17 protein-coding genes and 1 riboswitch are annotated in these 19,540 nt (G+C 71.2%); of the genes, 3 read left to right on the top strand and 14 right to left on the bottom strand.

Annotated features, from left to right (window positions below; translation table 11 throughout):
- Positions 1-141 precede the first annotated feature (141 nt).
- The 3 genes from ACU6P3_RS20405 to ACU6P3_RS20395 all read right to left on the bottom strand — a co-directional run bounded on the left by ACU6P3_RS20405 (position 142) and on the right by ACU6P3_RS20395 (position 4,827).
- Positions 142-1,563, bottom strand: a complete 1,422-nt coding sequence (locus ACU6P3_RS20405; RefSeq protein ID WP_447193547.1) for a phospholipase D-like domain-containing protein — start codon at positions 1,561-1,563, stop codon at positions 142-144.
- 165 nt (positions 1,564-1,728) lie between these two features.
- A complete protein-coding gene (locus ACU6P3_RS20400) occupies positions 1,729-3,030 on the bottom strand; it encodes a class I SAM-dependent methyltransferase (RefSeq protein WP_447193546.1) in 1,302 nt (433 codons plus the stop codon).
- A 399-nt stretch (positions 3,031-3,429) separates the two neighbouring features.
- Complete coding sequence (locus ACU6P3_RS20395) at positions 3,430-4,827, bottom strand: NAD(P)/FAD-dependent oxidoreductase (RefSeq protein ID WP_447193545.1); 1,398 nt, start codon at positions 4,825-4,827, stop codon at positions 3,430-3,432.
- Positions 4,828-5,648: 821 nt separating this feature from the next.
- On the opposite strand from ACU6P3_RS20395, the gene ACU6P3_RS20390 reads away from it, so the two are divergent.
- Together ACU6P3_RS20390 and ACU6P3_RS20385 are read left to right on the top strand one after the other, a co-directional pair.
- The gene (locus ACU6P3_RS20390) at positions 5,649-5,921 is read left to right on the top strand and encodes a type II toxin-antitoxin system Phd/YefM family antitoxin (protein ID WP_447193544.1); all 273 of its coding nucleotides are present in this window, start codon (positions 5,649-5,651) and stop codon (positions 5,919-5,921) included.
- The gene (locus ACU6P3_RS20385) at positions 5,918-6,187 is read left to right on the top strand and encodes a type II toxin-antitoxin system RelE family toxin (protein ID WP_447193543.1); all 270 of its coding nucleotides are present in this window, start codon (positions 5,918-5,920) and stop codon (positions 6,185-6,187) included. Before ACU6P3_RS20390 ends, ACU6P3_RS20385 begins: the two co-directional genes overlap by 4 nt.
- A 39-nt stretch (positions 6,188-6,226) precedes the next feature.
- Here ACU6P3_RS20385 and ACU6P3_RS20380 read toward each other — a convergent pair whose 3' ends face one another.
- The 10 genes from ACU6P3_RS20380 to ACU6P3_RS20335 form a co-directional block, all read right to left on the bottom strand.
- A complete protein-coding gene (locus ACU6P3_RS20380) occupies positions 6,227-7,168 on the bottom strand; it encodes a Ppx/GppA phosphatase family protein (RefSeq protein WP_447193542.1) in 942 nt (313 codons plus the stop codon).
- Entirely contained in the window at positions 7,165-7,746 is a 582-nt protein-coding gene (locus tag ACU6P3_RS20375; RefSeq protein WP_447193541.1) for a DUF501 domain-containing protein, read from the bottom strand. The genes ACU6P3_RS20380 and ACU6P3_RS20375 overlap by 4 nt, the downstream gene beginning before the upstream one ends.
- A 62-nt stretch (positions 7,747-7,808) precedes the next feature.
- Positions 7,809-8,282, bottom strand: coding sequence for an FtsB family cell division protein (locus ACU6P3_RS20370; protein WP_447193540.1), 474 nt, complete (start codon positions 8,280-8,282; stop codon positions 7,809-7,811).
- 206 nt (positions 8,283-8,488) lie between these two features.
- Complete coding sequence (gene eno / locus ACU6P3_RS20365) at positions 8,489-9,775, bottom strand: phosphopyruvate hydratase (RefSeq protein WP_344278295.1); 1,287 nt, start codon at positions 9,773-9,775, stop codon at positions 8,489-8,491.
- 375 nt (positions 9,776-10,150) lie between these two features.
- Positions 10,151-10,879 carry a transglycosylase family protein gene (locus ACU6P3_RS20360; RefSeq protein WP_447193539.1) on the bottom strand — a complete coding sequence of 243 codons (729 nt, stop codon included), beginning with the start codon at positions 10,877-10,879 and terminating at the stop codon, positions 10,151-10,153.
- A 3-nt stretch (positions 10,880-10,882) separates the two neighbouring features.
- A riboswitch (cyclic di-AMP (ydaO/yuaA leader) is annotated at positions 10,883-11,055 on the bottom strand.
- Between the two features lie 762 nt (positions 11,056-11,817).
- Positions 11,818-12,621: a transglycosylase family protein gene (locus tag ACU6P3_RS20355; protein ID WP_447193538.1), complete on the bottom strand. Its 804-nt coding sequence runs from the start codon at positions 12,619-12,621 to the stop codon at positions 11,818-11,820.
- Between the two features lie 259 nt (positions 12,622-12,880).
- Positions 12,881-14,125, bottom strand: a complete 1,245-nt coding sequence (locus ACU6P3_RS20350; RefSeq protein ID WP_447193537.1) for a cytochrome P450 family protein — start codon at positions 14,123-14,125, stop codon at positions 12,881-12,883.
- A 134-nt stretch (positions 14,126-14,259) separates the two neighbouring features.
- Positions 14,260-15,270: a nucleoside triphosphate pyrophosphohydrolase gene (locus ACU6P3_RS20345; protein WP_447193536.1), complete on the bottom strand. Its 1,011-nt coding sequence runs from the start codon at positions 15,268-15,270 to the stop codon at positions 14,260-14,262.
- A gap of 104 nt (positions 15,271-15,374) precedes the next feature.
- Positions 15,375-16,031, bottom strand: coding sequence for a SurA N-terminal domain-containing protein (locus ACU6P3_RS20340; RefSeq protein ID WP_447193535.1), 657 nt, complete (start codon positions 16,029-16,031; stop codon positions 15,375-15,377).
- 98 nt (positions 16,032-16,129) lie between these two features.
- The gene (locus ACU6P3_RS20335) at positions 16,130-16,609 is read right to left on the bottom strand and encodes a GtrA family protein (protein WP_447193534.1); all 480 of its coding nucleotides are present in this window, start codon (positions 16,607-16,609) and stop codon (positions 16,130-16,132) included.
- Positions 16,610-16,781: 172 nt separating this feature from the next.
- Here ACU6P3_RS20335 and ACU6P3_RS20330 point away from each other — a divergent pair, with 172 nt between their 5' ends.
- On the top strand, positions 16,782-17,714 hold the full coding sequence (locus ACU6P3_RS20330) for a class I SAM-dependent methyltransferase (protein ID WP_447193533.1): 933 nt from the start codon (positions 16,782-16,784) through the stop codon (positions 17,712-17,714).
- Between the two features lie 94 nt (positions 17,715-17,808).
- On the opposite strand, the gene ACU6P3_RS20325 is transcribed toward ACU6P3_RS20330, so the two are convergent.
- Positions 17,809-19,509 carry a serine/threonine-protein kinase gene (locus ACU6P3_RS20325; protein WP_447193532.1) on the bottom strand — a complete coding sequence of 567 codons (1,701 nt, stop codon included), beginning with the start codon at positions 19,507-19,509 and terminating at the stop codon, positions 17,809-17,811.
- Positions 19,510-19,540 lie beyond the last annotated feature (31 nt).

The raw sequence follows: 19,540 nt of genomic DNA, 5'->3' as shown, positions 1-19,540 counted from the left end.
CGTGACGGCATGACCTCGCGACGTCGCGACGAAGCCGTCGTACAACCGGAAGACGTATGCGGGCCGGACCCCCGACCGGGGGCCCGGCCCGCACGCGTGTGAGGCGCGGCCCGTACGAGGTCCGGCACCTCGTACGGCCCGTCAGCTGCCGGCGCAGTAGTCCATCAGGTGGTCGTGGTCCGCCTTGAACTGGTCGTGGACCGCGTCGTCATTGATCTTCAGCAGCGTCTCGTCGTTGGACCGCAGCGCCTGCCACGAGTAGTTGTGGCTGCCGGTGAAGACGATCTTCTCGTTGGCCACACCCGCGTACACGCCCTTCACCAGCAGGTACTTGGAGTGCAGCCCGATGTTGGCCGTCCGGCCGGCGGGCGGGTTCTCCCAGCACGCCACGCGCTGGGTCAGCTTGCCCGAGACGATGGACTCGACGGTCCTGCCCATCGACGGCACGCCCTCCCGGCCGCCGTTCGGATTGCCGTCGGCCGCCAGGTAGACCTTGCAGCCCGCGTCGGCCATGGCGACGAGCTTGGTGGCGATGTGGTCGCGGTAGAACAGGTTCGCGGCCATCCGTACCTCGGTCGGTTGCGAGGACGAGCAGGTGACGTTGTCGAGGATCAGCTTGACGGTGTCGGTCGCGGGGTCCGTGTTGTACGCCTTGCCCGAGGACTCCTGGCGGGGGAAGAAGTACGTCTTGTACGCGGCGTCGGTCGGGCTGCTCGGCGTCTTGTAGTACGACGCGAGCCCGTCCCCCGAGGTGCCGTACTTCTCCTGGTCGGCGAAGTAGGCGAGGTAGTTGGCGTACAGACCCGAGTCCACCAGCGTCACGGCGTTGTTGAACAGGTCCGTGCGCTGGACGCCCGTCATGTTGGCCGACGTCTGCACGACGACGTCGTCGGCCCCTCCCGTGCTGGAGAAGAGGAAGAACTTGTTGTGGTTGATGGCCGCCTGGCCGATCGTGCGGTTGCCGATGCACGACCGCGTCTGCGGACAGGTCATCACCCACGACTTCTTGGTGCGGTCGGTGCCCAGCTTCGCCGCCAGGTTCTCGTACTCGCCGCCGGGCGTCCGGCTCTCGCGCGACTTGTGGTCGAGAATGGCCCGTACGCCCACCCCGCGGTCGTTGGCGGCGACGAGAGCCGTCCGGACGTCGTTGTCGGTGAAGGTGTACAGCGAGAGGGTGATCGAACTGCCCGCGGGCGCGCCCTGGATGAGCGAGATGACGTGATCGCGGATCCGGTTCTGCGCGGTCGCGGTGCCGGCCGGGTCGTTGAAGATCGCGCCAGGAGTGACCGCCGCGGCCCGCATGACATCAGTGGTTTCCGTGGCTTCCGTGGCCGCCGCGGGGCCGGGAACGCCGACGGCCAGCAGACCGATACCGAGGGCCGTCGCCCAGGCTCCGCGCCCGCGCCGACGCTGACGCCGGTTCTGCTGACGTGCGTTCTGCCGGTGCTGGTCCTGCGGCTCATGGTGGTCCTGCCGCTGGTGGTGCTGTTCGTGCTGGTGGTGCTGTTCCTGCTGATGACCGTTGGGACGTCCGTGGTGCTGACGGTGGCGACGACGGTACATGATTCCCCCCATATTCCGAATTGCCCCGGTGCGCGGGGCGATTCGGTCGCGATGCCTTTCCCTGACAACAGACGAAGGAGCCGCCGGACACGCCGCCCGACGGCTCGTTCCCCCGTGTCACTCTTCGGTGTCACTCTTTCGCGATCGGCTCCCCCGCGAAACCCCTCAGCCCTTCCAGGTACGGGAGCGGGCCGGCAGCCCCGACGCCCCGCTCTCCGGGGTCTTCACCGCCAGGACCTGGTTGACGCCGATCCTGTTCCGTTCGAATGAGACGGCCGAGGCGGCCATGTACAGCCGCCATACGCGCGCGCGGCCGGGCGAGGTGGCGCGGACCGCCTCTGCCCAGCGCGACTCCAGGTTCGCCACCCAGCGGCGCAGCGTCAGGGCGTAGTGCTCGCGGATCGACTCGACGTCGCGGACCTCGAACCCGGCCTCCTCCAGGATGGAGACGGTCCGCCCGACCGGCGCCAGTTCGCCGTCGGGGAAGACGTACGCGTCGATGAACTCGTCGATGTGGTACTGGTCCTCGTTTTTCTCCGGGCGCCGGGCGATCTGGTGGTTGAGCAGCCGTCCGCCCTCCTTGAGCAGGGCGTACAGGTCGTCGGCGTACTCGCGGTAGCGCACCGAGCCGACGTGCTCGGCCATGCCGATGGAGGAGATCGCGTCGAACGGCCCGTCCCTGACGTCCCGGTAGTCCTGTACGCGGATCTCGATACGGTCGGTCAGGCCCTCCTCCGCGATGCGCTTGCGCGCGAAGGCGGCCTGTTCGCGGGAGAGCGTGACACCGACGACCCGGGCCCCGTACTCCCGGGCGGCGTGGATCGCCATGGACCCCCACCCGCACCCGACGTCGAGCAGCCGGTCGCCCTCGCGAAGGGCGAGCTTGCGGCAGACGAGGTCGAGCTTGTCCCTCTGCGCGTCCTCCAGTGTGAAGCCGGGGGTGTCGTCCCAATAGGCGCACGAGTAGACCATGGACGGTCCGAGGACAAGTTCGTAGAAGTCGTTGCCGACGTCGTAGTGATGACTGATCGCCTGCCTGTCACGCCGCTTGGTGTGCGACGTGCCGCGCCGGCGGCGGGTCTCCTCGGGCGGCGGCGGGGGCGGCGGCCACGGTCCCGCGATCTCGACCAGCTTCCGGCCGACGGACCGCATCCGGGGATCGAGCAGGGGGTGGACCCGGTCCTCGGGGTCGTCGTCACCGCGCTCCCAGATGAAGCCGGCGAGCCGGTCGAGGGCCGCGTAGAGGTCCCCCTCCACATCGATCTCCCCGGCCACCCACCCCCGCGCCAGCCCCAGCTCGCCCGGCTTCCACAGGAGGCGACGCAGAGCACGGCGGTTGCGGATGATCAGGGTCGGCGCCTCTGGCGGGCCCGACTCGCTGCCGTCCCAGGCGCGGAGCCGGACCGGGAGCGGGGCCCCCAGCAGTTCCTCGGCAAGAGTGGTCAGCCGCAGCGCGGCGTTGGCCATGGCGTACACCTCCGTAAAGGGTGGTTACCGACATGCTCGACACCACGTAAACACCGGGTGTGTTCGGAGCAGTCCCCAATGCACGCAATGGGACAGTAAAATACCTGCATTCACCATGGACTTTACGGTGCCGCACGGAGGCCGGCGCGAAAGATCAGCCGTACAGGCATGGGCAAATGCGTACGAAAACCGACGCCCGCGCGCAAGGGAGTGCGCGGGCTGGGCGCACACGTGCGGCGTGCGGGCACGCGAAAGAGCCGCCCGCACCACGGATGGCGGACGGCTCTTCGGTATGACGTATGAAGTTGTGCCGTTGTCGTGCCGTCGTCCTGCCGCCGCGCGGCTCCGGTACGGCGTGCCCTCCCGGCCGGGAGCTCACGCCCCGGGCGTTACGGAGGGTCAGGAGGCCTTTGCCTTCTCACCCGCCGTCGCGGGGGAGGCGGCAGCGGCGGCGGGCGCCGGGGCCGGCTTGGCGGCCTCGTAGAACTCCTCGCGCGGCGTCTCCATGGCGCCCAGCGAGACGACCTCGCGCTTAAGGAAGACGGCCAGCGTCCAGTCGGCGATGACCCGGATCTTGCGGTTCCAGGTCGGCATGGCCAGACCGTGGTAGCCACGGTGCATGTACCAGGCCAGCCGCCCCTTGAGCTTGATCTTCATCTTGCCCATGGCGATCAGCGCGACGCCCTTGTGCAGGCCGAGTCCGGCGACCGCGCCCTTGTTGGCGTGGCTGTACTCCTTCTGCGGGAAGCCCCGCATACCGGAGATCACGTTGTCGCCGAGGACCTTCGCCTGGCGCAGCGCGTGCTGGGCGTTGGGCGGGCACCAGGCGTTCTCGACACCGGCGCGGCGGGAGACCATGTCCGGCACCTGGGCGTTGTCGCCCGCGGCCCAGATGTAGTCCGTGCCCTGCACCTGGAGCTTCTCGCTGGTGTCCACGTGACCGCGCGGGCCGAGGGGCAGACCGTAGCGGGCGAGCGCCGGGTTCGGCTTGACGCCGGCCGTCCACACGATGGTGTCGGAGTCGACCTCGAGGCCGTTGTTGAGCACGACGTGACCGTCGACGCAGGAGTCCATGCCGGTCTTCAGGTAGACCTCGACCCCGCGGCTCTCCAGGTGCTCCTTGCCCCACGTGCCCAGCTTCGGGCCGACCTCGGGCAGGATCTTGTCCGCGACGTCCACGAGGATGAAGCGCATGTCCTCGCGCTTGACGTTCGTGTAGTACTTGGCCGCGTCGCGGGCCATGTCCTCGACCTCACCGACGGTCTCCGCACCGGCGAAGCCGCCACCGACGAAGACGAAGGTCAGCGCCTTGCGGCGGACCTCCTCGTCGGCCGTCGAGTCGGCCTTGTCGAGCTGCTCCAGAACGTGGTTGCGCAGCCCGATGGCCTCCTCGATCCCCTTCATACCGATGCCCTGCTCGGCGAGTCCGGGGATCGGGAAGGTACGGGACACCGCGCCGAGCGCGACGACGAGGTAGTCGAAGGGCAGCTCGTAGGCGTCGCCGACGAGCGGCGCGACCGTGGCGACCTTGCGGTCCTGGTCGATGGTGGTGACCCGGCCGGTGAGCACCTCAGCCTTGGGCAGCACGCGTCGCAGCGGGACGACGACGTGCCGAGGCGAAATGCTGCCGGCGGCGGCTTCGGGGAGAAAGGGCTGGTACGTCATGTACGAGCGGGGGTCGACGACCGTGACGGTCGCCTCCCCGTAGCGCATCTTCTTCAGAATGCGACGAGCTGCGTACAGGCCTACGTACCCACCGCCTACAACGAGGATCCTGGGACGCTCCGTGGTGCTCATGCCATCGAGTATCCACCCCCCTCGGAGGGGGTGCTCGTGAGCCCCTTCACAAGGTTATGGTCCCCCCGTGCTACACTGCCCGGCCCACGTGACCGAGCTCATGGGCACCCGGGGAACCGGACGGACTTCCCGAGCGTTGATCATCGCTTGTCCACCCCGCTTGAGCTGGACCTCCGTCCTCCGGTACGGGGCGAACGGGCCACTCGCCCCATACACCGGCACACCGCCTCGCACCCCAGGACACCAGCGCGCGACGCCGTACCGCTAGGGCCGAACGGCCCCCGTGGGCCGCCACGGCGAGCCCGAGCGACGAATTCCTTGTGAAGAACTTCACGAAGTTCTTGGCGGAGGGGCTCCACAAGCGCGCCACACCTGACCCTTGGCCCGCTCAGCGGATGACCGGGCTCATCGAATGAGCAGGTCAACGACGCCCGTGGTGCCCTCGTCGGGGCGCCCGTCGGTCAGGCGACGGGCCATCAGGCGGAAGTAGGGCGCGAGCAGTTCCGCACTGACGCCCTGTTCCGTATCCGTGCGAAGGCGTGCGAGAGCCCGGCGAACATGCGGCTGCTGCGCGGGCGGTTGCGGGGAAAGCCACAGGGGGCTCGACAGAGAGCCGTCACGCACCGGCTCGCGCCGCCGCCGACCGGCTGGAGCCGAAGGCTGACGGACCGGCCCCGCCTGACACGCGCCCGGGCGGCCGCTGACCCCCGCGGCTCACGCGTCGTCGGGCGCCGCCGCCCAGGCGATCCCGTCGAGGATCGCTCGCGAACGCGACTCCCGGACCCGGACCACGTGTACACGCGAATGCGTACACTAATCTCATGACTGAGAACACCGTGACCGTACGGGAAGCCCGCGCGCACCTCGCAGACCACATCAACCGGGCCGAGGAAGGCGTTCCGACCGTCATCACGCGCAACGGCGCTCCGGTGGCGGCGGTGGTTCCGATCGCGGACTTCGAGGCGCTGGAGGAAGCGTCCGACGTGATGCTGGCGCGCGAAGCGGAAGCGGTCCTGGCCGAGGGCGGTCCCACCGTGACGATGGCGGAACTGCTGGCGGATCTGTTCACCGACCACGACGGCGAGGCGGCGTGAAGTACGCCTTCCGGTTCACCACGGCAGCACAGCGGCAGCTCCGGGCCATCAGCCGGCCCGACGCCATGCGCATCCTGACCGCACTGACCGCGCTCGGCGACGACCCGTACCGCGAGGACGCCGACGTCAAGAAGCTCACCGGCCCGTCGGGGCTCTACCGGCTCCGGGTCGGAAGCTACCGGGTCGCCTACCAGATCAACGATGGTGAACTCGTCGTCCTCGTCGTCAAGGTGGGCGACCGGCGGGACGTCTACCGCAACCTGTAGGCGGTCGGGGCGAAGACCGGGCGATCCCGTCGGGGTGGCCTACGACGGCGGCTCGGCCGCGTAATAGGCGATCCCGTCCAGGATGTCGTGTTCGCTGACCACGACCTCCCGCGCGCCCGTCCGTTCCATGATCGCCAGGAGGATCAGGGCTCCCGCGCCGATGACGTCGACCCGGCCCGGGTGGAGGACCGGGATCGCGGCGCGTTCGGCGTGGGTGCTGGTCAGGAGGCGATCGGTGATCCGCTTGACCTGCTCGTACGTGATTCGGGCGTGGTGGATCGCGGCGGAGTCGTAGGCCGGCAGGTCCAGGGCGATGCCGGCCACCGTCGTCACCGAGCCCGCGAGGCCGACCAGGGTGCGGGGTTCGCGGAGGGGGACGGTGCGCTCGACCAGGTCAAGGGCGGCTTCGACGTCCGCGCGTATACCGGCGATCCGGTCGGCCGTCGGCGGGTCGCCGGCCTCGCCGTCGTGGGCCAGGTGGCGTTCGGTGAGGCGCACGCAGCCGATGTCCACCGAGCGCGCGGCCCGGACCCGGTCGTCACCGACGACGAACTCGGTCGAGCCGCCGCCGATGTCCACGACCAGATAGCTGTCCCGGCCGCCCAGTTCCTTGGTGGCGCCGGTGAAGGAGAACTCGGCCTCCTGGTCGCCGGTGATCACTTCGGGCTCGACGCCCAGGATGTCCACGACACCCCGTACGAACTCGTCGCGGTTGTCCGCGTCGCGCGAGGCGGAGGTCGCCACGAAGCGGACGTGCCGCGCGCCGTGTTCCTCGATGACCTCGGCGTACTCGCGGCAGGCCGCGAACGTGCGCTCCAGCGCCTCGGGCGCGAGCCGGCCGGTGCGGTCCACGCCCTGGCCCAGCCGGACGATCTTCATCCGCCGGTCGAGATCGACCAGCTCGCCGGTCCCGGGCTGGGCGTCGGCCACCAGCAGCCGGATCGAGTTCGTACCGCAGTCGATGGCGGCGACCCTGGTCACGCCGTCTCCCCGTTCTCGTCGGTGTCGGTGTCGGAGGCGACATCCGCGCCCGGGGCCGAGTCCGCGCACGGTGTGACGCACGGGCCCTTGCGCCACCACTCCGGCAGCATCGCCAGCGCCTCGTCCCCCAGCGGGTTCACTCCCGGGCCCGCCGCCAGCGAGTGGCCGACCAGCACGTGCAGGCACTTCACCCGGTCCGGCATACCGCCCGCGCTCGGGAAGCCCTCCAGCACCTCGATGGCGTCCCGGCGCGCGATGTAGTCCTCGTGCGCCCGGCGGTACGCGGCGGCCAGCTCGGGGTCGGTCGCCAGGCGCTCGGTCATCTCCTTCATGACGCCGTTCGCCTCCAGCGTGCCGATGGCCGAGGCCGCACGCGGGCAGGTCAGGTAGTACGTCGTCGGGAAGGGCGTGCCGTCGGGCAGCCGCGGGGCGGTCTCGACGACGTCCGGCCGGCCGCAGGGGCAGCGGTGCGCGATGGCCCGCAGTCCGCGCGGGGGCCGGCCGAGCTGCTGCTCGAATGCCTTGACGTCCGCCGCGGTGGGCTCGGTGCGTCCGGTCTGCGGAGGGGGGTGTTCCATGCCTGCCTAAGCCGATTCCGATGATGTGATGCGATGCGATGCGATGCGACGAGATGGAGTGGTCAGTCGTCCCGGCGGTCCGCCGTGTCCACGCCGTCCATGACGTTCGAGTACCAGGGGCGGTCCGCCCCCTCCTCCTCGTCGTGCTCCCGCTCCCGTGTCCCCTGGTCGGTCAGGGTGTAGCCGGTCTCGCCCGGCTTCACGTAGTGCAGGTGCTCACGGGCCAGCCGCTCGATGTACGCGTCGTCCTGGAGGCGTTCCTTCTCGTCCCGCAGCTGTTCGACGCGTTCCTTCGCCTCGCGGGCCAGCCGTTCCTGCTCCGCGATCTCGTTGCGCTGCGACACGTACTGCCGCATCGGGTACGCCAGCGCCACGACCAGGGTGCAGACGATCAGCGCGAGGAAGGCCGCCCGGCCGGTGAGCCGGGAGCGGCGGTCCTGTCTGCGGGTCTGCGAGCGGTAGACCCGGGCCGCGGTCTGCTCACCGAGCAGCCGCAGCCTGGTCGCGGTGGAGAACCGGTCGCGGTTCCCTGCCATGGCTCGCCTCCCCTTGCCTCAAGCCTCCGGCCCGTGTGCCGTCGGCTTCACCTCACGCCGCCGTGCGTCCCCGGCACACGGTACGGGACCACGGCCGGAGACGTACGGACGACGGGCGGGCGGCGCTCACCGCGGGGCTTGCCGCGGCGACTCGCCGCAGGGGTCACCGCGGTGCGGGGACTTGCCTCGGGGACTTGCCGCGGGACTTACTGCGCGGTGCGGAAACGCGGGAACGCGCTCCGGCCCGCGTACACCGCCGCGTCGTCGAGGATCTCCTCGATGCGCAGCAGCTGGTTGTACTTGGCGACGCGCTCGGAGCGGGCCGGGGCGCCGGTCTTGATCTGGCCGCAGTTCGTGGCGACGGCCAGGTCGGCGATGGTGACGTCCTCGGTCTCGCCGGAACGGTGGGACATCATGCACTTGAAACCGTTGCGCTGGGCCAGCTCGACGGCGTCCAGGGTCTCGGTCAGCGAACCGATCTGGTTCACCTTGACGAGCAGCGCGTTCGCGGCGCCGTCCTCGATGCCGCGCGCGAGGCGCTCGGGGTTGGTGACGAACAGGTCGTCGCCGACGAGCTGCACCTTCGCGCCCAGCTTGTCGGTGATGGTCTTCCAGCCCTCCCAGTCGTCCTCGAAGAGCGGGTCCTCGATGGAGACCAGCGGGTAGGCGTCGACCAGCTCCTCGTAGTACGCGGTCATCTCGGCCGCCGTACGCGACTTGCCCTCGAACTCGTAGGAGCCGTCCTTGTAGAACTCGGACGCGGCCACGTCGAGCGCGAGCGCGATGTCGCGGCCCGGCACGTAGCCGGCCTCCTTGACCGCTTCGAGGATGAGGTCCAGCGCGGCGCGGTTGGAGTCCAGGTTCGGCGCGAAGCCGCCCTCGTCGCCGAGGCCGGTGGCGAGGCCCTTCTGCTTCAGGACCTTCTTGAGCGTGTGGTAGACCTCGGCGCCCCAGCGCAGGGCCTCGGAGAAGGACTCCGCGCCGATCGGGGCGATCATGAACTCCTGAATGTCGACATTGGAGTCGGCGTGCGAGCCGCCGTTCAGGATGTTCATCATCGGCACCGGCAGCAGGTGCGCGTTCGGACCGCCCAGGTAGCGGAAGAGGGGAAGGTCGGACGCCTCGGAGGCGGCGTGCGCGACGGCGAGGGAGACGCCGAGGATGGCGTTGGCGCCGAGCGACGACTTGTCCGGGGTGGCGTCCAGGTCGAACATCGCCTGGTCGATCAGGCGCTGCTCGGTGGCGTCGTACCCGACGAGCTCCGGGCCGATCTGCTCGATGACGGCGAGGACGGCCTTCTCGACGCCCTTGCCCTGGTAGCGGTTCTGGTCTCCGTCGCGGAGCTCCAGGGCCTCGAACGCACCGGTGGACGCACCGGAGGGGACGGCAGCACGGCCGGTGCTGCCGTCGTCGAGGCCGACCTCGACCTCGACCGTGGGGTTCCCTCGGGAGTCAAGGATTTCCCGGGCTACGACGACGTCGATGGACGGCACGAGCATCTCCTTCTGGTGTGACGCTAGAGGTGCAGGGTCTCTTGGCCTTGCGACACGAGCCTAACCGGCCGGGCGTGACCACCCCGCCCCGCGCCCGCCCGCTGGGACGAAAGAGACCGAGGAATGCGGGTTCCGGCCCGGGAGACGTGAAACCCCGGCCCGGCGCGTACGGGGGAAACGCGCCGGACCGGGGAGCACCGGGGGGACGGGGTGAGGACTGCGGGGAGCGGGCTCGGGGGCTGGCCGGGGAGTACGGGGAGCGGAGGTACGGAGCCGGCCCGCCGGATGGCCGCCGCTTCAGGCCGTGCGACCCGGTGGGCCCGGCGGGCCGGGCCGGCGACGCGAGGCCGGCCCGGCCGCCGGGAACGGCTCGGGTCAGCTCAGGTGGAGCCGCTGGCCCGGGTAGATGACATCGGCATCGCTGATGACGTCCTTGTTCAGGTCGAAGACCTTCTTCCAGCCGCCCTTGACCTTCTTGGCGTCAGCGATCTTGGAGAGGGTGTCACCGGACTTGACCTTGTACTCGCCGTCCCCCTTCTTGATCGTGGCCGGACGGCTCTCGCCGCGCGAGGCGGACTGGCTGTACGTACGCTCCTGCTTCTCGGGCTGAGCCTGCTGCTGGTACTGACGCGGCTGGGTCTGCCGCGACTGCTGCGACTGCTGCTCGCCGGAGCTCGAACCGGAGCTCGAGGCGCTGGAGCCGCTGCCCGACGCAGAGCCGGAGCTGCTCGACGCGCCGGACAGGTTCACGCCGCAGTTCGGCCAGGCGCCCTTGCCCTGACCCGCGAGGACCTTCTCCGCGACGGCGATCTGCTGGGACTTGGAGGCCTTGTCGGCGGTCGAGGCGTAGGAGGTACCGCCGTACGCCGCCCAGGTGGACGACGAGAACTGGAGGCCGCCGTAGTAGCCGTTGCCGGTGTTGATGGACCAGTTGCCGCCGGACTCGCACTGGGCGACCTGGTCCCACTCGGAGGTGCTGGCGGCGGAGGCGGAGGTCGCACCGATCAGCGGGGCCGCGACGGCGGCGCCGGTGATCCCGGCGAGCGTGGCGTAGCGAACGGCCTTGGACGGACGGCGGTGCTTGGCCTTGCCGGAAAACAGCATGGGTCATCTCCTCACCGACGCCTGCGAGGTCAGCTGTCGGGTTCGGGCTGTGAGTGGCCCGGCCGCGTGCTCTCGCAACGCGGCTTCACCCCAAGCCGGCCCTCGGCCGTCTCTCGACGGCCGGGCCCGGCACGAAACCTTGGGTCCCCCGCTCCTGCCTTCGGCGCTTGACGCGACGACTCTCCCCCCGACCGACGGCAGGATTCGGCGTTTCGGTCGACGAGGCCCGCGGTGCGAGCGGTTCAGACCGTAAACACAGGCCCGCCGCTTGTTCAAAGAAGTACATCAGGGAGAAAACGCCCTAACTGCCCTTCAGGAACGCCGCATTTCCGCAGGTGAGAGACGAACGAGACCAACAGGCGGGCCATGGAGGAACTGGTGCGGCAAAGAGATGCTTGTCTCACTTTCGCGAAAGTGGACAAACGATCTCGAACTCATCCTGTCGGCCTGTCAGATCACGGCTCTGAGCAGCCACTCGGGGCCTCTGCCGAGGCCGCCCGCCGGCCCGCGACGAGGCCGGCGGCGACCGGTGGCGGCGAGGCGAGCCGGGACGCGGTACGGCGACGGCGCGGGGCGGCGCGGACAGGGGCACGGAGGAGTGCGGAGGTGCCTTGACGCGTACGGAGGAGCCCGAAGTGGCCCTGTCGAGCGTGGCGGAGCCCGACGAAGCCCGTCGAGCGCGGAGGGGTGCGGCCGAGCTCGGCCGGCACAACCAGGCACGGGGTGGGCCCCCGTGCACGGGGTGGCCCGGAGGGTGGGCGGCGTGCGCCGGGGCGCACCCCGGAACGCGACAAGGGACCTGTGGGGCACGCGACGCATCACACGACGTCGCGCGGCCCACAGGCCCCACCGAGCCCGCCTCGTACGGGCCGACCACATACAGGCCCGCCTCGTACAGCCCGTTCCGGCCCTCCCCCGGCGTCAGCCGAGGGCCGGCGTCACAGCCAGCCGCCGACGACCTTCTGCGCGCCCGGGCGCACCGTGAAGTCGCCGCTGTAGTCGGGGGCGTACGGGCCGACGAGCCCGGCGCCGCTGATGATGTCCGGGCCCGTGGAGGCGTCCTCCGACCCGGCGCCGAGGTCACGCCCGTAACCGGTGTCCCGAGAGGCCCGGTCGGTCGCCTCGCGCTCCTTGTCCGCGCCGCTCTCGGCCGGGCTCTCGTCGGCCGCGTTGCCGCGGTGCTTGCCCTTGGACGCGCCCGCCTCGCTCCCGGAGCCGGACGCCGAACCCGGGTCCGAGCCCTCGGTGTCGGCGGAACCGGTGGCTCCGGGCGTCGGCGCGTCGGGTGAGTGGGAAGGCGTCGGCTCGTCGCCCGACCGCCCGTCGGAGGAGCCGGTCGAGCCGCTCGGGGAGGGCGAGCCCTCCGTCGCACCGCCGCCCGCGCCCGCGTCGGAGGAGCCGGAGCCGTCACCGTCACCGGGCGTCAGCGCCCCGCCGCCCGTCAGACCGGAGACCACCGCACAGCTCAGCCAGGCCGCGGGACCCTGCTTGGCGAGGACCTTCTCGGCGACCGCGATCTGCTGGGAGCGGCTGGCGAGGTCGGGCCGCTCCGCGTAGGCACCGCCGCCGAACTCGTCCCAGGTCTTCTGGGACATCTGGAGTCCGCCGTAGAAGCCGTTCCCGAGGTTGGCGCTCCACGTGCCGCCGCTCTCGCACTCCGCGACCCGGTCCCACGTGGACGTCTCGGCCGCGCTCGCGCCGGACGCGCCGAGCAGCGGAATGGCGATCGCCGAGCCGGTCACCCCCGCCGTGACGAACAGAGCGGGTGCTTGACGAGGTCGCCTGTGTCGGCCGTTCCCGGAGCGCATGCGATTGCCTTCCGTGTGACTGATATTACAACTCGGGCATGTTGCGGCCGGAGTCTCCGTGAAAGTAGCGGGACTCGAACGTCTGTCACAAGCGGATGCAGCGCAGATCACGCGAAAGTCACGTTTTTGACGGAGCGTCAGTGAGAAGCGGAGGGAAAAACGGTCGGATACGGGCAGGCGGCCATGGCGAACATCACAGGCCGGGCGACGGCGTGAAGCACACGGGGAGCGTCCGCAAGCCGCGCATGATGAGCCCTCCCCGCCACCGCAAATCGACCGGATCCTGGGCAAGACGCATATCGGGCAGTCGAGTCAGCAGGGTCGCGAGTGCCGTTTGTGCCTCCAGGCGCGCAAGGGGCGCACCGAGGCAGTAGTGAATTCCGTGTCCGTAACCGAGGTGCTGGTTGTCCCGCCGTCCGAGGTCGAGCCTGTCGGGATCGGCGAACCGGTCCGGGTCGCGGTCGGCGGCGGCGAGGACGACGAGGACGGGCTCGCCCTGGCCGATGTCCTGCCCTCCGATGCGCAGGGGCCGGGTGGCGTAGCGCCAGGTCGCCAGTTCCACGGGCCCGTCGTACCGGAGCAGTTCCTCGACCGCCGTCTCGAGCAGCCGGGAGTCGCCACGCTCGAGCGCCTGCTGGAGCAGCGCCTTCTGGTCCGGGTTGCGGAGCAGGGCGTACATCCCGTTGCCGATCAGGTTGATGGTCGTCTCGAAACCCGCGAACAGAAGGATGAAGGCCATCGCCGCGGCCTCGTTCTCGGTGAGGTGCTCGCCGTGGTCACTGGCCCGGATCAGTCCGGAGATCAGGTCCTCGCCGGGGTTCTCCCTCTTGCGGTGGATGAGCTCGGCCAGGTACCCGCGCATCTTCTTGACCGAGCGGGCCACCCCTCCGCGCGGGCCGCCGCCGTGGCGGATCATCATCCCGGCCCAGTCCCGGAAGTCGTCCTGGTCCTCGCGCGGCACCCCGAGGAGGTCGCAGATCGCGTAGATGGGGAGGGGGAAGGCGAAGTCGTGGATCAGATCCGCCTCGCCCTTGCCGGCGAAGTCCTCGATGAGCTGGTCGGTCAACTCCTGGACGCGGGGCGCGAACAGCGCGACCCGGCGCGGGGTGAACGCCTTGGACACGAGCCGGCGCAGCCGGGTGTGGTCGGGAGGGTCGATGTTGAGCAGATGCGTCATGAGATCCGCGTTCCGCTCCCCCGGGATCCCCGTCTTCCCCCGCGCGTGCGCCGGCTCGGCGTGGTGAACGGGGTTCTTGGACAGCCGGGGGTCGGCGAGGGCCTGCTTGGCGTCCTCGTACCGCGTCACGAGCCACGCGTCGACCCCGCTGGGCAGGGTGGCCCGGTGTACGGGGGCGTGTTCGCGCAACCAGGCGTACGCGGGGTACGGATCGGTGGCGAACTCCCAGGTGAAAAGGGTGGGGGCGGCGGTCGACGACATACCTCGACACTAAGGGGTGCTTTCGCCGGGCTCGGCCATCGGGCTCGGGCTCGGCCATCGGGCTCGGGCACGGCGATCAGGCTCGGGCACGGCCGGCGGGCTCGGGCACGGCCGGCGGGCTCGGGCACGGGGGACTACTCCGCGTGGCCCTCCGCCGCCCGGATCGCGTCCCGGTACGCACGGGCCGCCGCGCGCAGCGCCGTCTCCGGGTCCACCCCGGCCGCCTCCGCCCGTACCGCCAGGGCGAGCAGTTCGTAACCGATGCCCTCGCCGCCCGGCAGCGGGACGTCGAGGCCGGCGGTACGGGTACGCGCCCCGAGCTTCGCGGCGAGCGCCAGGCCGGGCTGGGTCAGCGGAACGCCGTCCGTGACCGAGGTGCGCTGCTTCTCGATCGCCTTCGTCCGGAGCCAGTGCGCCTTGACGTCCTCCGGTGTCTCGGCGGTCTCGGTGCCGAAGACATGGGGATGCCGGTGGATCAGCTTCTCCACGATCGTGGCCGCGACGTCGTCGATCGAGAACGGCTCGATCCCCTCTTCCAGGCCGTCCTGGGCGATCCGGGCGTGGAAGACCACCTGGAGGAGCACGTCCCCCAGTTCCTCCCGCAGTTCGTCGCCGTCGCCGGCCTCGATCGCCTCGACCAGTTCGTACGCCTCCTCGATGGCGTACTTGGCCAGCTCCTTGTGTGTTCTGCCCGACGTCCACGGGCACTCGCGGCGGATCCGGTCCATGACCTGCACGAGGTCGAGGAGCCGGGCCCCCGGCAGGTCGTACGAGCCGGGCAGCAGCTCCAGGTCCGGCATCCGGACCCGGCCGGACCCGGCGAGCCGGGCGAGGCCGTCGGTGAGACCGCCGCCCGTCTCGTCGCGCTCGTCGCTCCCGTCGCCCGCGCCGGAGGGAAGGATCACGACCGTACGGCCGCCGGCGCACTCGTCGACCAGCTCGCGCGCGGCGGGCACCTCGTGCTCCACGGTGATGCCGGCCTCGCGCAGGTACGGCAGCTGGGGGTGGTCCGGATCGGCGCACAGCACCCGGTCGGCCGCGCGCAGCGTCTGCCAGGCGGGCCAGGACAGCAGCCCGGGCGCCACCCGGTGGCTGGCGGTCAGCAGGACGATACGGCCGGGCGCGGCGGAAACCTCATCAGTCACACCTCGAACCTACCGCCGACCACGGACCGGGCCGCCGCCGGGCCAGAGGCCGTACGCACCGTCGCGGCCGGCCCCGGCGCCTGGTCTCCCCCGCCGGCCGGGCGCTACGCGCCCGCCGGTTCCTGTTCCGGCGCCTGCCGCGTCACCTGCGTGATCCAGGGCGTCTTCGCCTCGCCCAGCCGCACCTGCCGGTAGTCCCAGTTCCCGTAGCGCGGATTGACGTCGATGCCGAGTTCCTTCGACGTACGCGTCAGCTCCCCGAGCACCTTCTGCTGGCCCTGGGGCGTCGTGGTGTCGGCGCCGAGCGTCTGCGACAGCTTGTTCAGCAGCACCTCACGGCGGATCGCGCCGTCGATCTGTCCGGCGGAGAGCGCGCCCTGCTGCAACAGCATCTCGGCGAACCGCTCGTCCCCGCCCGACTGCGCCGCCGCCTGCTGCCGTGCGGTCTGCACCTCCTTGCGGCTGACCGTGACACCGGTGTCGGCTGCGGCGCGTTCGAGCACCCGGTCGAAGATCATGCTGTTCAGCTTCGCCTGGCCGAGCTGCCCCGTGTTCTTGATCAGCTGCGCCGCCTGCGGCGATCTGTCCTGCGCCGCACGGACGTCCCGTACCTGCGCCTGGAGCTGGGACACCTCGATCCGCTGCCCGCCGACGACGGCCGCGGCTCCGGGGTGGGAGTCGTTGCCGCAGGCGGTGAGCAGGGGCGCCGCGCCGAGGAGCGCGGTGGAGAGGAGGAGCGCGGTGCGACGGCTGCGGTGCAAAGGGGCCTCCCGGCGTGATTGTGCGGCGGTGCACAAGACCTTGCGGTGATCGATGGTAGGCAGTCGACGTGGCCGAGGCCACACCCACGACCAACGATTCACCGGGGAATCGGTGGCCCCGCCCCCTCCCGCTCGCGTCCCCGCCCCTCCCGCGGCCCCGTCCCGCCCGCGGTCCCGTCCCGCCCGCCGGTGGTCCCGGCCCCGCGGCGGTCCGGGCGCAGCAGGATCGCGCGCGAGACCAGGAAGGTGATGGGAACGGCCGCCGCCGTCGCGAGCAGCGGCGCGTAGCGGCTGTCGTACCGCGCCACGTGCACCAGCAGGTACACCCCGGTGGTCGACACCACGAAGTTCGCGGCGTTGGTGAGCGGGAACAGCAGGAACTTGCGCCAGGTCGGACGGGTCCGGTAGGTGAACCTGCTGTTCAGGAAGAACGAACCGGTCATGCTCAGCGCGAACGCGACGACGTGCGAGACCACGTACGGCAGCCGGTACAGCAACGACAGATAGCAGGCGTAATACGTACCGGTGTTGACCACACCGACCACGGCGAACCTCGCCAGCTGGCCCCGGACCGTCATAGGCGTACGAACTCCCTGGCTCCCCCGGCTCATACCGTCAGGAGTGTGAGTCTGGCACAGCCGTCCCCCGCGGGCGGCGGCCCCGGAACGGTCACCCACGCCGCACCCACCGTTCATCTGAAGAGCACGCTCCGGTGGCCCGCCTCGGCCGGGTTCCCCCTAGCGTCCACGCATGTCCTCTCTCACGTCGCCACTCATCCACAACCGACTGACGAGACGCCTGCTGCGACCCGCGGCGGCCCTGACGGACCGACGGATCAGCCGCTCGACCTCCCCGCTGCGCACCGACCTCGAAGCGCTCCGACAGGAGGTGGCCGAGCTGCGGAAGCAGAGCTACGCGTTCGGTCTGCTCTTCGACCGGACGGGGCGCAGCGGCCACCGCGTGCCCTCCGCCGCCCAGATCGACACGCTGGTGCGCGAGATCGCGCGGGTGACGGGGGAGGACGAGGTCCAGGCCCGCCGGAACGTCACCATCGCCTTCCGCAACGTGATCGCGCTGGAGGCGCTGGCCGTCGGACGGCTGGCCGGCTCGACGTCGAACGTGTGCGGCAAGCTGGCGACCGTGCCCCTGCTCCGCCCGCCGAACGAGGACGTGCTGGAAATCGGCACGCTCTACGGCCTCTTCTCCGCCACGCTGGCGCGCATGCTGCACCGCGCCGGTGTCGAGGCCCGGCTGACGATCGTCGACCCGCTGGTGGGCAGCCAGCTCCAGCCCGGTGCGACGCAGGGCAGGGAGCCGACGAGCACGCCCGTGCGGATGGACGTCGTCCGCGCGAACCTCGCCCTCGGCGGCCGTACGGGCGCCGAGGCCCGGGTCGAGCAGGGGTTCTCCGGCGATCCGGAGGTGCGGGCCGCGGTGTCCGACCGGCGTTACGGGGTGATCGTCGTGGACGGCGACCACTCGGCGGAGGGTGTCCTGGCCGATCTGGAATGGGCCGAGGAGATCGTGGCTCCCGGGGGCATCGTCGTCCTCGACGACTACGGTGACGCTCACTGGCCCGGGGTCCAGCAGTCCACGGACGCGTACCTGGCACGCGGCACGTCCCGGCTGGAGATGCTGGGGAAGGTCGCCACCTCGGCCTTCCTGCGGGCCGGAACCGACTGACCCCACCGACCGATCCCACCGACCCGGCGGAGGTGGTTCCGGCGGCCCGGGCCGGCGCGGGCCGACACAGGCCGGCCCGTGCCGGCGCGGCCCGTCACAGGCCCCGGAACTGCCGCTGCCTGTCCAGGGCCCGGCGGATCTCGGTCGGGAGCGGGTGGTAAGGACCGTAGACCCGCTCCGTGTCCCACAGCAGGTCCCCCAGCTGCTGCTGAGCCTCGGTGTGGTCGCCCATCGACAGCAGCAGGTGCGCGATGCGCTGCCGGATCTCGAAGGCCCGGCCGGGGTCACCGCCGGTCGCCGGGCCGCCCTTGCGGTGCGTGCCGCCCTTGCGATGCGTCCCGCTCTCCCCGTAAGCGCTGCCTTCCCCGTACGCGCCGCCGGCCTCCCCATACGTGCCGCTCTCCGCGTACGCGCCCGACTCGCCGTACGCGCCCGTCTCGCCGTACTGGTCGCTCTCGTGGTACGGCAGCAGCGCGCGGTACTCGGCTAGGGCCGCCGCCGCCTCGCCCAGCTGCTCCAGGCACAGCGCCGCGTCGTAGCGGTACGTGAGCGTCAGCGCGTCGCCCGGACCGGCCCCGGCCGCCCGGTCCTCCGCGAGCCGGCGCAGCTCCGGCAGCGCCCTTCGGTACTGCCCGTCGTCCAGCAGCGTCGCCGCGTAACTCTCCCGCAGCGTGCGGACGACCGGGGAGTGCTCGCCGTGCTCGGCCGCGGCGGCGGGCAGGACGCCGCCGAGTATGTCCACGGCCCGGGTGATGCTGCCCTCGGCGAGCAGCCGCTTGACCTCGTCGAGGGCCGCCGTGACATCCGTACGGGCCGCCGGGAGCGGCACCCGGGGCGGTACGGGGAAGGGCGGCGGTACGGGGAAGGGCTGCGGCGCGGCGCCGGCCCGGTCCGGCCAGGGCGCGTGCGGGCGGACGAAGGGGCGCGTCGGGTCCAGCGGGCCGGTCACGGGGCCGCCGCGCGCGGGCAGCAGCGGGACGAGGGCCTCGTACACCTCGCGTGCCCCGGCCGGACGGTCCTGCGGGTCCTTGGCGAGCAGCCGCAGGACCAGTTCCTCCAGCGCGGCGGGGACCTCCGGCCGGTACCGGCGGATGGGCAGCGGCGGCTCGTGCAGATGGCGGTGCAGCACCCCGAGGGGGGTGGTGCCCGCGAACGGCACGTTCCCGCTGAGCAGTTCGTGCAGGAGCACCCCGAGCGCGTAGAGGTCGGTGTACGGCCCGACGACGCCGCCCATGGCCTGTTCGGGCGCCATGTAGGCCGGGCTGCCGACCGGCGAGCCGGTGTGGGTGAGGCGGGTGGTGTCGGTGTCGATGACGGCGGCGATGCCGAGGTCCAGCACGGTGACCGTGCCGTCGGGTCCGACCATCACGTTCCGCGGCTTGAGGTCGCGGTGGACGATGGGCACGGCGTGCACCGCGGCGAGGACGGCACACAGCTGCGCGGCGACGGCCGCCGCCCACGGCCAGGGGTACGGGTCGTGCGCGGCGAGGTGGTCGGCGAGGTCGGCGCCGTCCACGTACTGCATGACCAGGTAGAGGTCCTCGCCGTCGCGGCCCGCGTCGTGGACCGTGACCAGGCCGGGGTGGTCGACCTGGGCGGTGACCCGGCACTCGCGGACGAAGCGGCGGCGCATCTCGTCGGCCGCCGTGGCACCGGCCATGTGGTCGGGGCGCAGCAGCTTCACGGCCACGCGCCGGTCCAGCCGCTGGTCGTACGCCGTCCAGACCTGTCCCATGCCGCCGCGGCCGATGTCGGCCGACAGCTCGTAACGCTTGGCGACGACACGGCCGTTCACCGGCTGGACCGCGCTTCCGGCTCCCCGGACG

The organism is Streptomyces hebeiensis, from assembly GCF_052983195.1.
The sequence above is the reverse complement of the archived record's forward strand: the minus strand, read 5'-3'. Positions and strand labels throughout refer to the sequence as shown.

Excerpts from the sequence above, each read along its gene's own strand:
- ACU6P3_RS20405 (WP_447193547.1), bottom strand. The coding sequence starts at position 1,563 with ATGTACCGTCGTCGCCACCGTCAGCACCACGGACGTCCCAACGGTCAT.
- ACU6P3_RS20400 (WP_447193546.1), bottom strand. The coding sequence starts at position 3,030 with ATGGCCAACGCCGCGCTGCGGCTGACCACTCTTGCCGAGGAACTGCTG.
- ACU6P3_RS20395 (WP_447193545.1), bottom strand. The coding sequence starts at position 4,827 with ATGAGCACCACGGAGCGTCCCAGGATCCTCGTTGTAGGCGGTGGGTAC.
- ACU6P3_RS20390 (WP_447193544.1), top strand. The coding sequence starts at position 5,649 with ATGACTGAGAACACCGTGACCGTACGGGAAGCCCGCGCGCACCTCGCA.
- ACU6P3_RS20375 (WP_447193541.1), bottom strand. The coding sequence starts at position 7,746 with ATGGAACACCCCCCTCCGCAGACCGGACGCACCGAGCCCACCGCGGCG.
- ACU6P3_RS20370 (WP_447193540.1), bottom strand. The coding sequence starts at position 8,282 with ATGGCAGGGAACCGCGACCGGTTCTCCACCGCGACCAGGCTGCGGCTG.
- ACU6P3_RS20360 (WP_447193539.1), bottom strand. The coding sequence starts at position 10,879 with ATGCTGTTTTCCGGCAAGGCCAAGCACCGCCGTCCGTCCAAGGCCGTT.
- ACU6P3_RS20350 (WP_447193537.1), bottom strand. The coding sequence starts at position 14,125 with ATGTCGTCGACCGCCGCCCCCACCCTTTTCACCTGGGAGTTCGCCACC.
- ACU6P3_RS20335 (WP_447193534.1), bottom strand. The coding sequence starts at position 16,609 with ATGACGGTCCGGGGCCAGCTGGCGAGGTTCGCCGTGGTCGGTGTGGTC.
- ACU6P3_RS20330 (WP_447193533.1), top strand. The coding sequence starts at position 16,782 with ATGTCCTCTCTCACGTCGCCACTCATCCACAACCGACTGACGAGACGC.